The organism is Synechococcus sp. CB0101 (assembly GCF_000179235.2).
In the GTDB taxonomy this organism is placed as follows: Bacteria; Cyanobacteriota; Cyanobacteriia; order PCC-6307; family Cyanobiaceae; genus Vulcanococcus.
In genome coordinates, this window is record NZ_CP039373.1 from 172,077 (window position 1) to 185,369 (window position 13,293).

Genomic DNA, 13,293 nt, shown 5'->3' on the forward strand with positions numbered 1-13,293 from the left:
TGACCTGCGGCCGCATTTGGCAACAACGCGTTGCGTCTGGTCTCAGCCTTTCTTCTGGCGGCCGCGGCCCTTGGCTGCGGGTGCAGCCGCGCGCTCTGCTGCCGGTTGGGCCGCTTTGGGCGCCTCTGAGGCCTGGACTGGAGCGAGTTCGCCCTCACCGCTCACCACCACGCTCACCACGCGGCCGCCCTGGCGGATCACCCGTTGCAGGGCCTCGTTCATGCGGCTGAAGGGCACGCGGGTGGTGTAGGCGCCGTGGCGCACAAAGCGGTTGTTGGCGATGCCGGTGGCGGTGATGGTCACCACGCGGCTGCCCTCACCGGCGGCGCCGGCGCTGGGGCTCGAGATCAGCAGTTCCTGGCTGCGGAAGCCGTAGGCGGGGGTGCCATCAATGCGGCGGGCGTTGCCCAGGTCGGCCACCGGCAGATCACTGCCGCTGGAGGTAGCGGCGCGGAACGGTCCATCGGTGCTGATGTGGGCGTAGCGGCTGGCAGCCGACACCGCTACGGGCACGGGGCGGTTTTGGTGCAGGGCCCGGCCGAGCTTGAACTGGGTGCCACTGCCATCGCCTTTCACTGATGCGGCGGCGCCGCGGGCCAGCTGCATCAGCCAGGAAAACTGGCGCCCCTCATGGCCGGCGGAATAGTTCCAGCCGTGCAGGTGAGGCACGTTGTCGTTGCCGAAATGGCGGTTGTACTCATCGCTATCGAGATAGGAATCAATCTCGGCGTCGTAGCCCTGTTCCTGCAGGATCGTGAAGTGGTGCAGCATCTCCTCTTTGTTCTGAGGAGCGCGGCCCAGCAGGTGTTTGTGGTTGAGCTCGATGAAGCGATAGGGGTTGCAGTTCTCAAAGAAGCGCGAGCGATAGAGCGCGCTCTTGGCCACGGTGCGCACCAGTTCGCGCACATTCAGGTAGCCATTGCGGAACAGCGATTCAGCGCCGCTGAGGCGCTCATTGCTCATCAGATATTGGCCGCCTAGCACCTGCTGATACACCGCGCGGATGATCGCGTTCAGGTCGTCGGTTGAGGCGTGCGGCCGGTTTTCTTTGTGCTGTCCGGCGGTAAAACGCTCAATGCCAAGGGCAGGTGCTTGAACGAGAGCCATAACGTTCTGGCTGGCAGGGAGGGACCAGCAGGACCGTAGGGGCACTGTTTGGTGTTGTCTGCCAAACATTGCGAGCTCTTTACGGCGCGAGCTCGTTAGGGCCTCAAGGGCGAATCTCTTCGAGCACCTGACCGCTGCTGCACACCGTGCGGCAGGCGCGTTGTTCTTGCCGACTCAGTTTGCGGGCCGCGATATAGGCCAGGAGGGGATTGGGATAGGTCTTGCTGGTGTTCCAGCTGCCATCGGTGGCTTGCATCAGCACCTGGGTTTGCATGGAGCTTGCTCTCCAGTGATCCACTGAGGCGGAACCTATGGAGCGGCCTACCCCCCTCCCGGTAGCAGCGGTTACCGATTCAAGATTTGCTTCCGATTTGGGCGGATCCCGGGTTGGCGGCTTGCAGTCGTTCGGCGATCTGCTGGCAGCGGGTGCCGGCGCGCAGCTGGGGCTCGGAGCTGCGCACCTCGAGCTGGGCTTCGCGTGAGCGGCTGCAGTTCCAGGAGGCGAGCACGGTGACCCGCTGGGCCATGGGCAGGCCGCAATTGGGGCGATCGCAGGCCAGCACCTGGCTGGCGCTGCTTACGTGGGGGTCGATCACCAGCCCCAGTTGCTGCAGGGGTTCGGCCAGGGCATCGAGGAGAGCATCGCTGTCCACGCTGGCAATCCAGGAAAACAGAGCCATCCCGATCGTTGATCTTGGTCGCCAGTTAACGATGTGCGGCAGGGTGCTTCAAGTGCTTTTCGGCACTAATTGATTAAGAGAACGTAAAGCTCCTAGTCATTGTTGGCTGCTAGGTGCCATTCCAGCTGCTCGCCGGCGTGGAAAGGCACCAGGCGGCTGGGTTCCGTGGTGCCATTGGGTAGTTCCAGAATCGCGGGCAGGCCGGGCTCATCCGGATCGGGGGCGCGCCGCTCCAGGGTGACGCTGCCGGCATTCAGCGGTAGGCCGTAGAAGCGGGGGCCGTTCAGGCTGGCGAAGGCCTCGAGTTGCTCGAGGGCGTTCTCGTCGCTGAACACCTGGGCGTAGCTCTCCAGGGCATAGGGCGCGTTGTAGATGCCGGCGCAGCCGCAGCTGCTCTCCTTGGCGTGGCGCAGGTGCGGGGCTGAATCGGTGCCCAGGAAAAACTTCGGGTTGCCGGAAGTGGCCGCCGCCCGCAGCGCCAGGCGGTGCTGCTCGCGCTTGGCCACCGGCAGGCAATACATGTCCGGCCGCAACCCGCCCTGGAACAGGGCATTGCGGTTGATGTGCAGGTGGTGGGGGGTGATGGTGGCCGCCAGGTTGCTGGGGCCCGCTTCTACAAACCGCACGGCGTCAGCGGTGGTGATGTGCTCCAGCACCACCTTCAGAGCCGGGTGTCGCTCCAGCAGCGGCTTGAGGTGGCGCTCGATGAACACGGCTTCGCGATCAAAGATGTCCACCGCTGGATCGGTCACCTCTCCGTGGATCAGCAGGGGCATGCCGATGCGCTCCATGCAGGTGAGCACCGGGGTGATGTGGGCGAGATCGCGCACGCCGGCATCGGAGTTGGTGGTGGCTCCAGCCGGGTAGAGCTTCGCTGCGGTGAACACCCCGGCGGCAAAGCCTGTTTCGAGCTCGGCCGGCGCGATCGTTTCCGTGAGGTAGGCCGTCATCAAGGGTGTGAACCCCGCTGCCGACTCGGGGCCGGCGCTTCGCTCCAGGGCCGTCAGGATTCGATCGCGGTAAGCGCTGGCCTGCTCTGTGGTGGTGATCGGCGGTTTCAGGTTGGGCATCACGATCGCCCGGGCAAATTGGGCGGCGGTGTGGCCCACCACGGCCTGCAGCAACGCCCCATCGCGCAGGTGCACGTGCCAGTCGTCGGGCTTGCGGATGGTGAGGGTCTGTCGGGGTGAAGTGCCGGCCATCGCAGTGAAGCCCTGCTGCTGTGCTCTTAGTTTCGTTGTTGATGGAGCCTGCAGCCCCGGAGCAATTGGTGGCGATCCGGGTGCAGCCCCGGGCCAGCCGCGAGCGGGTGCTGGGTCTGCGCGGTGAGGCCATCGCCATTGCCCTGAAGGCGCCGCCGGTGGATGGGGCGGCGAATGAGGCGCTGCTCAAGCTGATCGCCCGTCAGCTGAAGGTGTCTGCCGCGGCGGTGGAGCTGGTGCGCGGCGCCAGCGGGCGCAGCAAATGGATCCGGGTGGCGGGCTGGAGCGCCGATCAGGTCAGAGCGGCACTGCTGCGCCCTGGTGCGTGAGCAGCAGGTTGAGGGTCTCCTGCAGGGGCATGGGCTTGGCCAACAGGTAGCCCTGGCCCCAGTGGAACCCCTGGCGCTGCAGCCACAGGCGCTGGGCTTCTGTTTCCACGCCTTCTGCGGTGGTGTGCAGCTCGAGCGCTTCGGCCATGGCCTGGATCACCTCCAGGATGCGGTTGCTGGGTTGATCGGGGGCATCGAGGAGCTTCACGAAGCTCATGTCCACCTTCAGGCTGTGGAAGGGGAAGCGATTTAAGCGGCTGAGGGAGGAGTAGCCGGTGCCGAAGTCGTCGATGGCGAGCAGCACGCCGCGCTGGTGGAGCTGATCGAGGGTGTGGGCAATGTCGGCTTCAGGTTGCTGCAGGTTCACCTCCAGCATCTCCAGTTGCAGTTGCCAATTCGGCGGGAGTGGCTCCGCATCAATCAAGGCAAACAGCACATCGAGGAGAGTGGGGCTCTCCAGTAAGGCGCCTGAGAGGTTGAGGCTCAGGACCATCGCTTGCTGGGGATGCACCCGCGCCATCGCATGACTGGCCGCGATCGATTGGCGGATCATCTGCAGATCCAACTCCCCCAAAAGTTCGGCGCGCTCAGCGGCTGCCAGGAACAGGCTGGGCATCAACAGATCGCCATTCACACTGCGCCAGCGGGCCAGGGCCTCCATCCCCATCAACTGTTTGGTTTGGAGATCGAAGAGGGGTTGGAAGTGGGGCTCGAGCTGACCGGTGCTGAGACCACGGCGCAGTTCGGATTCGAGTTGGAGGTCTTGTTGGGCTTGGATGCGGCTCGCTAGATCAATGCAGCTGTAGTGGCTGCCCGGGCGCCGTGCCGCATTGCGCAGGGCAATGGCTGCATCGCTGAGCAGGTCGTTGGCGCTGCTGTAGTTGCCTTGGAAGAGTGCAGCTCCCACAGCCACTTGTGAGCTCAGCAACTGTTGCGCAACGCCTACGGGTTGTTGGAGTTGTTGGGTGATCGCCGCCGCCAGCGCGCCGAGTTGCTCATCGGTGGCGGTGAAGGGGGTGAGCACCAGCCACTCTTGATCGTTGAGTTCGCAGCAGCTGGCGTTATCCGGGAGCAGTGCGGCGAGGCGCTCTTGCAGCTCTTGGCGGAGCACCTTGGCGGTGGCTTCGCCGAGGGCATTGGCGATGCGGCGCAACTCCTTGAATTCCAGCCGCATCACCCCGAAGTAGGCCTGGCTGCTCTGGCTGAGCATCAGCTCCACCATGCTGAGCAACTGCTCTTTGCTGGTGAGCAGTTGGTTGAGGCGTGGTGGGGTGGTGGGCGCTAGGCCCTCTTGGGCTTCTGGCGCTGCCTGGGCAGCCTGCTCCAGCAGCCGGCTCTGCCGTTTGAGCTCCATTTGGCGAACCGCGAGCCGTGCCAAGCGTTCCAAGGCCTGGATCTGGTGGGCCTCCAGGTGGCGGGGTTGCTGATCCACCGCGCAGAGACTGCCGAGGGCCAGGCCATTGCTGGAGATCAGTGGAAACCCGGCGTAGAAGCGGATGTGGGGCTCCTGTAGCACCAGGGGGTTGTCGCAGAAGCGCGGATCCTCGAGGGCGTCTTCGATGATCAGCGGCGTGCGCTGCAGGATCGTGTGGCCGCAGAAGGAGATATTGCGCGGCGTTTCTTTGGCATCGAGCCCGATGCAGCTTTTGAACCATTGCCGGTTCTCATCCACCAGCGAAATGATCCCGATCGGCGTGTTGGCGATGTCGCGCACCAAGGCGCCGATGTCATCGAACGACTGCTCATCCGGGCTGTCGAGCACGCCGTAACTACGCAGCTCCTGAAGGCGTGCGGTGTCGTCCGGAGGGATCGGGGCCTGCAGCATCGGTGCAGGTTCAGCTCTGGTGGTACGGGAAACCTAACCAGCCTGCGCCCCGTTGTCAGTTCCCATTCGAGGACATTGCTGTTTGTGCGGCCATCAGCTCCTGCAGTTGTGCAGCGGGCATCGGTTTGCCCAGCAGGTAACCCTGAAAACTGTCGCAGCCCAGGTCGAGTAACTGTTGCCGTTGCTCCTCGGTTTCCACCCCTTCAGCCAGACAACTCAGCCCCAGCTCGTGGGCCATCAGGATCGTGGCCTTCACGATGCTGCGATCGGAGGGGGTGTTGGGTAGATCGCTCACAAAACAGCGGTCAATCTTGAGCCGTTGCAGCGGCAGGCGCTGCAAGCTCGCCAGGGATGAAAAACCGGTGCCGAAGTCGTCAATCGCCAGGCTGACGCCTGCTGCTGCGAGTTGTTTGAGCGTGTCGGCGGCGGCCGAGGGATTGCTGATCAAGGCCGTTTCCGTAACTTCCACCTCCAATTGACTGGGTTCCACCTTCCAGTGATCACAAAGCCTGAGCAGTTGCTGATCGAGGGGGTGCTGATCGGGATCGAGTTGATGGCCAGACACGTTGATCGCCAGCCGCCCCAAGTGGAGCCCTTGCTGCTGCCATTGGCTGAGTTGGGCAACAGCCTGCTCCAAGACCCAATGCCCAATGCTCGCGATCAAGCCGCTCTGTTCGGCTAGGGGGATGAAGCGGTTGGGCGGGATGGTTTCACCGCGATGGGTGTGCCAGCGCAGGAGTGCTTCCGCACCGATCAGACGCTGCTGCCGGTCCCATTGCGGTTGATAGTGCAAGAGCAACTCCTGGCGATCCAGGGCGCGCGCCAAGCGCTGCTCGAGATCGAGCGTTTCGCGGATTTTCTGGCTGATGGCCGTGGAGTACACCTTGCATCCGCCTTTGCCCTGGCGTTTGGATTCGGTGAGGGCTGTGTTGGCCCACTGCAACAGGCTGGAGGCATCGCTGCCGTGGTCGGGCGCGATGCTCACCCCCACGCAGGCGCTGAGTTGGATCGGTAGCGGGGCGTCGAGCCGAGGCACCACCTGGCGCAGCGAGTCCTGCAGTTGCTGGGCCAGATCAATGGCCTGAGAAATGTTGCCCAGGTTGTCGCTGCGCACCACCAGGAACGTGTCGCTATCCAGGCGGGCCAACCAGTCGCTTGGTTGCAGCTGTTGGCGCAGGTGTTCGCCAGTCCAGTGCAGCAGTCGATTGCCGATCTCAACGCCAAAGCTGTCATTGATGCCCTGGAAGTTGTCGAGATCGAGGCAGAGAATGGCGATCTGGCGGTTGTAGGGCAGTTCGCGAATGCGCTGCTCCAAGTAACTGATGGATGCCAGGCGGTTAGGAAGCCCGGTGATCGCATCGGTGTGGGTGGCCTGCTCCAGCTCCAGTTGCAGATTGCGTTGCTGCGAGAGGCGTTGCAGCGTGCTGACGGTGTACAGCGCTTTGCCGTTGTCGTCGCAGATGGTTTCGCCGCGATGCAACACCTGCACGATTTGATCGTTGGCCAGTTGAAGCCGATGCTCCAGCCGGAACGGCCTACCGCTCAACCACGATTGCCGCACGCTGCCGGCGAGCAGGTCACGCTCCTCGGGGTGAACCTGCTCCAGGAGTAGCTCAAGGCTGGCCGGCAGGTTGGGATCAACGTTCAACAGGCGGTAAGTCTCAGGTGACCAGAGCACTTCGCCGCTGTCGTGCTGGATCCGCCAGCTGCCGCAGCGCTGCATGCGCTCCGCTTCCGCGAGGAGCTCACTGATTCCGCCACTCAACCGTGGGTTGGCCTGCTCAACCAGGGCGGGATCGAGCACGGATCATCTCAAGGTGAGTGGAGCTTAGGAAGGCACGCTGCGCTGGCATCAGCGTTGCCAGATCGCCTTCCCTGACTAGCCTGGGACATGATTCCTGCCCCAGTGCGCTCCGTCTATCGTCGGATCTGCCGTGGATCCCTGGCAGCGTTCAGCGTTGCCGCAGCTGTTGGGGTCTTGACCGGCTGCCAAGGCCAGCGTCCGAGCATCGACGTGCCGGTGTCGAACTGGCCGGGGTACGAATACATGTATCTGGCCCACAAGCTGGGCTTGGATCGGCGCGAGGGGCTTGAGCTGAAGCCTCTGCAGTTCCCGGATCCACAAACAATCGTGCACGCCTACCTGCGTGGAGATGTGCCCCTGGCACAGCTCACCACGGTGGAGGCGGTGGATTTGTGCAGCCGAGCACCGCGCCGCTGCCCGGTGATCGTGTTGATCCTGGATGAGTCGAGGGGTGGCGATCAGATCGCCGTGGCCCGCTCGATCCCCACCCTCGCCGCACTGAAGGGCGAACCCGTGGCGGTGACCTTCTCCACCTTGGGGCCCTATGTGTTGAGCCGCGCTTTAGACCAAGTGGGCTTGGCGCTCTCCGATGTGCGCTTGCAGAACATTCCCCTCGCGCAAATGCCTGATGCGTTGCGCAAAGGCGAGGTGAAGGCGGCGGTGTTCTTCCCGCCGTTCAGTGATTACGCCGCCCGTGATGGGGTGTCGCGTCCGCTCTTCGATAGCCGCGCCATTCCTGGTGAGGTGTTCGATGTGTTGGCGGTGGATCCCCAGTATCTGGCCCGCCATGGCGACACGATCACCAAGTTGATTCGGGCTTGGGCTGCAGCACACCAGGCGGCGCGCCAAAACCCTGCCAAGGCGATTGCGTTAGCCGCTCAGCGGGAGCAACTCAGCCCCGAGGAATACCGCCAGGCGGAGCAAGGCTTGGTGTATTTCAGCCTGGAGCAACAAGGGCCGATGTTGCAGCCTGGCGGTCCGTTGGCCCGAAATCTCAAAGCGGTGCAGGCCGTGCAGGAGCGGCTGAAGATCATGGGGTCTGGGGCACCGGTGCCAACGGTGACCCCTCGTTTTGTGGAGGCGGCCCGATGAAGCGGCGGGGCTTGCTCGCAGGGGTTGTGGGCTCGGCTGCCTTGGCTCTGGGTTTGGTGTCGTGTCTGGCGCCGTGGCGAGAGCGCCCGGTGCGGCTGGCCATCGTGGATTGGCCGGCCTACGAATACTTCTATCTCGCCAGCCGCAAAGGCTTGGACCGTGAGCAAGGTTTCAGCCTGCAGGTGGATCAATTTGGCTCCCTGCAGGATCAGCGCCGCGCCTTCAGCCGTGGTGATGTCGATGCCATCGCCACCACCCTGCCCGAGGCGATCGCGATTTGCCGCGAGGTGCCGGCCCGCTGTCCGGTGATTGTGCTGGTGTTGGACGACTCCAACGGTGCCGATCAATTGATCGCTGATGCCCCGCTGCGCTCACCTGCCGATCTCAAAGGCAAACGGGTTGGGCTCGAGCGCAGCGTGCTCGGTGAATTCATGCTCCTGAGCGCTATGCGCCCCCACGGCTTAGGGCTTGCGGATGTTCAGCTCCGCTACGACAGCCCGAAAGCCTTGGTCGCCCAGCTCAAGCGTGGGGCGCTGGATGCGGTGGTGACCTACGTGCCCCACAGCGATGCGCTGCTGGCTGATCCGCGTTGGCGCGTGTTGTTCAGCTCCAGCGAGATTCCCGGAGAGGTGGTGGATGTGTTGGCGGTGAGCCCGGAGTTGCAGCGCTCGAACCAGCCGTTGGTGGCGGCCCTGGTGCGCTCCTGGTGGGCGTCTCGCCAGTTGGCCCAGCAAGAGCCGCAGCAATCCACGGCCTTAATGGCCCAGCGCCAGGGGGTGACATCCGAGCAATTTCTGCTCTCCCAGCGCTTGATCCGCTACCCCGATCAAGCGCAACAGGCTGAGCTGCTCGCCCCCTCTGGACCGGTGCAGCGCACCTTGTTGCAGTTGCAGGCTCAGATGCGCCAGGCCAATCGCTTGCCGCAGGGTGTGCCACTGCCCCAGATCGCTCCGGAGTTGGTGCGATGAAGGGGCCGCTTCGGCAACGGGTGAATCGGCGTCTGCTGGGGATTGCACTGGCGGCGGCAGCGTTTGGATCCACGGCCTTGGGCACGGTGAGTGGTGCCCTGGTGTTGCGAACCACACTCCAGGAATTGGAGAACCATGCCCGCACGCTTGAGCGTGATCTCGCGGGCAATCTCACCAGTTTTCAGCCGATGTATGAGGTGCAGCGGCAGCTGCAGCTGGCAGCGGCATCGCGTGAATTGCGCTCGGCGTTGTTGCTTGACCAACGGGGCCTGATCCTGGCCGCCAGCGACAACGCTCTGGTGGGGAAGCGCGTGCAGGATCTCAGTTTGTCGGATGGTTTGGGCGATCTGGGAGCTCATCTGAGAGCCTGTTTTGTGGAGAGTCAGACCGGTTTTTGCGCACCCGACCGTGCCTCGTCGCTGCTCGATGGCCCCATCCCCTGGGTTGGGGGCGACCACATGGTGCGTGTGTTGCCCACCCCCCTGGCGCTTGAGGGGTTGCCGGCCTTTGGCCAACAAGGGCTGTTGGTGATCGATCTCGACCTCCAGCCCCTGGTGGGCCGGGCCCTGCAGCTCACGGGGCTGGTGTTTCTGCTCGGCTTGGTGCCTCTCTTCCTCACCACAGGGGCACTGGTGCTTGTGGTGCGGCGCCAGCTGCTGCCGGAGTTGATCAGCCTTGCTCAGACTGACAGCCTCTCCGGTGTGCTCAATCGTGGAGCCTTTCTCGAAGCCGCTGATGAACGGTTGGAACTGCCTGGCTTAGATCAGCCGATGGTGGTGGCCTTGATCGACATCGATCACTTCAAAACAATCAACGACACCTATGGCCACGCTGCTGGTGATGAGGTGATTCGTCGCATGGCGGATTTTCTCAACGGAGCTGTTCGGCGCGGCGATTTGGTGGGGCGCCTCGGAGGTGATGAATTCGCTCTGCTGGTGGCTGCGGCAGCGCCGCAAGCCCATGATTTGTTGGAGCGCTTGCGCCAGCGGGTGGCCTCCCAGCGCTGGACCTTGGCCGACGGCAGTGAGCCGCAACTCACCCTCTCGATCGGCATGGTGGAGAAGGGCAGTGAAGGCCGCCAACACCTATCGGAATTGCTGCAGGCGGCCGATGCCGCGCTGTATGTGGCCAAGGATCAGGGCCGCAATCAGGTGATGGATCTGCAACGGCTTCACCCGATGGGCTGGACAGTGCAGACCGCTTAGGGGCTATTGCGCTGCTTCAGCCGCAGTTCCATCGAACGCTGCACGATGTACACCAGCAACGCGGTGCTCCATCCAGCCATCAGCAACCCATCCACCGCGAGCCCAACGCTGAGCAGGCGCCAGCAGCTGGGCAAGCTCACATCGCCGTAGCCAACGCTGGTGAAGGTGATGCCACTGAAATAGAAACTTGTTTCCAGGTCTGGCAGCAGACCCAGACCCGTCAACAGCAGCGCCCACATCAGGATGTAAGCCAACAGGGCCAGCACCACCAGCTTCGCTCCGACCAGCACCGCAAGCGCTCGTTTCGATGCCTTGGCTTCACACCAGTGGATGAGGCGTGGGTGGTGAGTCCATTCCGCAATCAGGGTGGTGAGCCCCAGTTGCACCACGCAGGTGGTGGCCACCATGGCGCCGCAGATCAGCAGTTGCACGGCAACTCCTGGCCTGGTGCAGCCCTCGGCGATTGGTGCCGCTTTGGCCTGGCTGCTCAGGGGTAGCAGGAAGGCCAATCCGCCAAGCAGAAGCGTGCGCTGGCGCGGGGTCATGGGGTGCAGGCCGGCAGTTGGGGTTTGGGCAGGCCCAGCCAGCGGGCCTCTTCGGTGGCGGCTGGCAGCAACACCTGCAGCTCGCTGGCCACGGTGGGGTTGTGTTCGCCAGCGGTGAGCTGGTTGAAGCGACGCAGCGCTGAATTGGGAAAGAGGAACACACCCACCGCCAGCGCCAAGGCGGAGCCCATCAGGTAATCGATCCAGCGGTGCGGGATGTACCAAGCCACCAAGGGGCCGTAGCCAATGAAGGCCACACCACTCGAGATCAGAGCGGTGCGCAGGTAACTGCGGCGGTTGAGGGCGGCTAGTAAGGCAGCGGTTCCGCCCATCACCAGCCCGATCGAGAGCTCACTCAAGCCGATCGTGTTGAACACGAGCAGTGGCATCAGCACACCGAGGCTCACGCCCACCATGCGATCGCGCACCCGCGCCATGGTGGCTCCGATGCTGTCGTTGAGCAGAAGCACCACCCCGAAGTAGAGATATTTCGGCGTGACGGCTCCAACACCCAGGCCGATGGCATAGGCCAGGCTGGCGAACACCAGCTTTCGCCAGAAAAAGGGTGAGGAAAGGCCGGCGCGGATGCGATCCGCCAGAGGTGGATCCTCAGCCTCTGCACGGCTCTCCTCGGGCGGTTGCTTCAGCCCTGCCGGGGTGAAGGTGAGTTGGAGGAGCGTGCCCGCGAGCAGGCCGATCACGATGGCGAGCATTTCGTCACGCCAGCCCTCCCAGCTCGGTGTGCCCAGCAGTGGCAGCACTCCGGCGCAGGCCACCACGCCGCTCAGCAGACGCAATTTGCTGGGCAAGAGCAACGTGATCAGTTGCATCAGGGCCGCCACCAGGCCGAACACGAACGCCTGCGGTGCATCCGAAAGGCCCAGCCCAAGGCTCACGCCAATCGCCAGGCAGATCCCCACCAGAACGATCAGCACCGGATAAATCAACAGCGGCCAGCGGCTGAAATCCGGCCGCACCACCAGGGCCGCGATCAGGGCGCCGTAGGCGATCGATTCACCACTGAGCCCGATGCCTTGGCAGGCGGCATCACTGAGCGCTGCCGCGAGGCCGATCACCAGTGCGGCTCGCAGATCCAGGCTCAGGCTCCCAGCGGGAGCTTCAGCCGCCATGGCCAGGGCGTTTGAGGGCCTGCACCCAACCCACGAGCAGCACGATCAGGAGCAGGGCCAGCCAGAACCACAGCCTGGGCGGCTGGCTCATGGCCGTGATGATCAGCAGAACCAGCGCGAGCCAAGGGGCCGGCTGACGCCAGGGTTTGAGCCAGCGCTGCACGGTGTGATTCATCGTTCTGTCCCCCCGAGCCAGCGTAGGAATGGCAGCACGAAACTCAGGGGCCGGCGCCGTTCCACCTGCACCTCGGCCTTGGCGGGGGTCCCGTTCTCGAGGCTGATGTCTGGGCCTTGGCTGGCACTCCAGCGCAGGCCGGAGGGGGTGTTCGCGGTTTCCAGTTCAACGGTGACCAACCGCACCGGCGAGGTGGCTTTGTCGGGGAGCACCGCCAACGGATCACCCCCTTCGCCGAAGGCGGCTTGGCGGCTGCGGGCGATCAGGCTGCTGGCCAGGGCGGGATCGCCCACCGTGCGCGAGACCTCGGCCAGATCGGCTGTTGCCGGTGAAATGTCCACGATGCGGCCCTCCACCAGGCCATAGCGCTGGGAGCTGCCGCCATAGCGGTCGCGGGTTTGCAGCTGTAGATCCAGCTGAATCGCCATGCCCTTGCGCAGCCGGGCGATGTCGCCATCACTGAAGAGGGCAATGGCCGTGCGTTCCTTGGCGCCTGCGCGTGGTTCCGGGCCGAGCCCCACCGTGCCGATCCGTTGGCCAGGAATCACAGCCTGGCCTGGGTTCACGCTCAGTCCCAGCAGCATCCCGTCGCGAGGTGCCAGCACCGATTGGCTGTTGCGCTGGGCCTGCAGTTCCGCCTTGGTGGCATCCAGCTGCGCCAGTTGGGCTTGAAGCTCCTTGATCAGGCTTTCGTTGCGCAGATACAGGTCCTGGGCACCCACCCAAAGCGGGCTGTAGCGGGGAATCACTTCGTCGCGCCGAAGGTTTTCGAGGGCTTTGAGCTGGAGCCCCACCGGCTGATTGGCGACACGCAGGGTGCCAATGCGCGATTCAATTGTGTTTTTCTGGCGATCCAGGGCAGCGATCTGATCGAGCAGCGCGTTGTTGGTGGGGCCCACTGCACCTCCACCGGCTGCCTGCTGATCGATGCGGTTGATGCTCAGCAGCAGCTCTCCCTGCCGCACCTGATCGCCGACCTGCCGGTGCAGTTCCTGCACCTGCCCAGGGGAGCGTGCGTAAATCCCCACACGGCTCTCAGGTGGTAGCAATACCGCGCTGCCCTCCACCTTCACCGGCACGGATGGCGCAAGGCCCCACACGACACACACGGCGCTGACGGCGGTGATCGGCAGCAGCTGAGGGATACGGTCGCTCACCACTGCCATCGAGCCCAGATCTCTGGAGCGCCATTTACTGACGGTAGGGTAACGGCTGATTCAGCTTTCGAGGT

At 64.0% G+C, this 13,293-nt stretch carries 14 protein-coding genes; 4 read left to right on the top strand and 10 right to left on the bottom strand.

The features are described from left to right. Window positions 1–42 precede the first annotated feature (42 nt). From CB0101_RS01000 to pyrC, 4 genes are all read right to left on the bottom strand, one after another. A complete protein-coding gene (locus tag CB0101_RS01000) occupies window positions 43–1,107 on the bottom strand; it encodes a phycobilisome rod-core linker polypeptide (protein ID WP_010309688.1) in 1,065 nt (354 codons plus the stop codon). A gap of 103 nt (window positions 1,108–1,210) precedes the next feature. Next, window positions 1,211–1,381, bottom strand: coding sequence for a hypothetical protein (locus tag CB0101_RS15195; RefSeq protein WP_010309684.1), 171 nt, complete (start codon window positions 1,379–1,381; stop codon window positions 1,211–1,213). Between the two features lie 79 nt (window positions 1,382–1,460). Continuing rightward, window positions 1,461–1,787, bottom strand: coding sequence for a hypothetical protein (locus CB0101_RS01005; RefSeq protein ID WP_010309682.1), 327 nt, complete (start codon window positions 1,785–1,787; stop codon window positions 1,461–1,463). Window positions 1,788–1,879: 92 nt separating this feature from the next. Continuing rightward, the gene (pyrC, locus tag CB0101_RS01010; RefSeq protein WP_010309679.1) at window positions 1,880–2,989 is read right to left on the bottom strand and encodes a dihydroorotase; all 1,110 of its coding nucleotides are present in this window, start codon (window positions 2,987–2,989) and stop codon (window positions 1,880–1,882) included. 41 nt (window positions 2,990–3,030) lie between these two features. Here pyrC and CB0101_RS01015 point away from each other — a divergent pair, with 41 nt between their 5' ends. After that, window positions 3,031–3,318, top strand: coding sequence for a DUF167 domain-containing protein (locus CB0101_RS01015; protein ID WP_029553022.1), 288 nt, complete (start codon window positions 3,031–3,033; stop codon window positions 3,316–3,318). Here CB0101_RS01015 and CB0101_RS01020 read toward each other — a convergent pair. Then, entirely contained in the window at window positions 3,287–5,143 is a 1,857-nt protein-coding gene (locus tag CB0101_RS01020; RefSeq protein WP_010309673.1) for a sensor domain-containing phosphodiesterase, read from the bottom strand. The two genes, CB0101_RS01015 and CB0101_RS01020, sit on opposite strands and share 32 nt — an antisense overlap. 55 nt (window positions 5,144–5,198) lie before the next feature. Then, complete coding sequence (locus CB0101_RS01025; RefSeq protein WP_010309671.1) at window positions 5,199–6,947, bottom strand: bifunctional diguanylate cyclase/phosphodiesterase; 1,749 nt, start codon at window positions 6,945–6,947, stop codon at window positions 5,199–5,201. Between the two features lie 174 nt (window positions 6,948–7,121). Between CB0101_RS01025 and CB0101_RS01030 the strand changes: the two genes are divergently transcribed. From CB0101_RS01030 to CB0101_RS01040, 3 genes are read left to right on the top strand one after another with little or no spacing between them, the layout of a single operon-like run. Next, on the top strand, window positions 7,122–8,039 hold the full coding sequence (locus CB0101_RS01030; protein ID WP_010309669.1) for an ABC transporter substrate-binding protein: 918 nt from the start codon (window positions 7,122–7,124) through the stop codon (window positions 8,037–8,039). Further along, the gene (locus CB0101_RS01035) at window positions 8,036–9,007 is read left to right on the top strand and encodes an ABC transporter substrate-binding protein (RefSeq protein WP_029553021.1); all 972 of its coding nucleotides are present in this window, start codon (window positions 8,036–8,038) and stop codon (window positions 9,005–9,007) included. Before CB0101_RS01030 ends, CB0101_RS01035 begins: the two co-directional genes overlap by 4 nt. Further along, on the top strand, window positions 9,004–10,212 hold the full coding sequence (locus CB0101_RS01040) for a diguanylate cyclase (protein WP_050778786.1): 1,209 nt from the start codon (window positions 9,004–9,006) through the stop codon (window positions 10,210–10,212). The genes CB0101_RS01035 and CB0101_RS01040 overlap by 4 nt, the downstream gene beginning before the upstream one ends. Here the strand turns inward: CB0101_RS01040 and CB0101_RS01045 are convergent. Genes CB0101_RS01045 through CB0101_RS01060 form a run of 4 tightly spaced genes read right to left on the bottom strand, consistent with a single transcriptional unit; the run spans window position 10,209 to window position 13,219 of the window. Beyond that, window positions 10,209–10,757 (bottom strand): potassium channel family protein, encoded by a 549-nt coding sequence (locus tag CB0101_RS01045; RefSeq protein ID WP_010309663.1) that lies wholly within the window; start codon window positions 10,755–10,757, stop codon window positions 10,209–10,211. The genes CB0101_RS01040 and CB0101_RS01045 overlap by 4 nt on opposite strands. Next, on the bottom strand, window positions 10,754–11,887 hold the full coding sequence (locus tag CB0101_RS01050) for an FUSC family protein (RefSeq protein WP_010309660.1): 1,134 nt from the start codon (window positions 11,885–11,887) through the stop codon (window positions 10,754–10,756). The genes CB0101_RS01045 and CB0101_RS01050 overlap by 4 nt, the downstream gene beginning before the upstream one ends. Beyond that, on the bottom strand, window positions 11,877–12,062 hold the full coding sequence (locus CB0101_RS01055; protein WP_010309658.1) for a hypothetical protein: 186 nt from the start codon (window positions 12,060–12,062) through the stop codon (window positions 11,877–11,879). Before CB0101_RS01055 ends, CB0101_RS01050 begins: the two co-directional genes overlap by 11 nt. Next, window positions 12,059–13,219, bottom strand: coding sequence for a hypothetical protein (locus CB0101_RS01060; RefSeq protein ID WP_136643921.1), 1,161 nt, complete (start codon window positions 13,217–13,219; stop codon window positions 12,059–12,061). The genes CB0101_RS01055 and CB0101_RS01060 overlap by 4 nt, the downstream gene beginning before the upstream one ends. Window positions 13,220–13,293 lie beyond the last annotated feature (74 nt).

What these genes read in the sequence shown, in the direction of transcription:
- CB0101_RS01000 (WP_010309688.1), bottom strand. Translation starts at nt 1,107, where the DNA reads ATGGCTCTCGTTCAAGCACCTGCCCTTGGCATTGAGCGTTTTACCGCC.
- CB0101_RS15195 (WP_010309684.1), bottom strand. Translation starts at nt 1,381, where the DNA reads ATGCAAACCCAGGTGCTGATGCAAGCCACCGATGGCAGCTGGAACACC.
- CB0101_RS01005 (WP_010309682.1), bottom strand. Translation starts at nt 1,787, where the DNA reads ATGGCTCTGTTTTCCTGGATTGCCAGCGTGGACAGCGATGCTCTCCTC.
- pyrC (WP_010309679.1), bottom strand. Translation starts at nt 2,989, where the DNA reads ATGGCCGGCACTTCACCCCGACAGACCCTCACCATCCGCAAGCCCGAC.
- CB0101_RS01015 (WP_029553022.1), top strand. Translation starts at nt 3,031, where the DNA reads ATGGAGCCTGCAGCCCCGGAGCAATTGGTGGCGATCCGGGTGCAGCCC.
- CB0101_RS01020 (WP_010309673.1), bottom strand. Translation starts at nt 5,143, where the DNA reads ATGCTGCAGGCCCCGATCCCTCCGGACGACACCGCACGCCTTCAGGAG.
- CB0101_RS01035 (WP_029553021.1), top strand. Translation starts at nt 8,036, where the DNA reads ATGAAGCGGCGGGGCTTGCTCGCAGGGGTTGTGGGCTCGGCTGCCTTG.
- CB0101_RS01040 (WP_050778786.1), top strand. Translation starts at nt 9,004, where the DNA reads ATGAAGGGGCCGCTTCGGCAACGGGTGAATCGGCGTCTGCTGGGGATT.
- CB0101_RS01045 (WP_010309663.1), bottom strand. Translation starts at nt 10,757, where the DNA reads ATGACCCCGCGCCAGCGCACGCTTCTGCTTGGCGGATTGGCCTTCCTG.
- CB0101_RS01050 (WP_010309660.1), bottom strand. Translation starts at nt 11,887, where the DNA reads ATGGCGGCTGAAGCTCCCGCTGGGAGCCTGAGCCTGGATCTGCGAGCC.
- CB0101_RS01055 (WP_010309658.1), bottom strand. Translation starts at nt 12,062, where the DNA reads ATGAATCACACCGTGCAGCGCTGGCTCAAACCCTGGCGTCAGCCGGCC.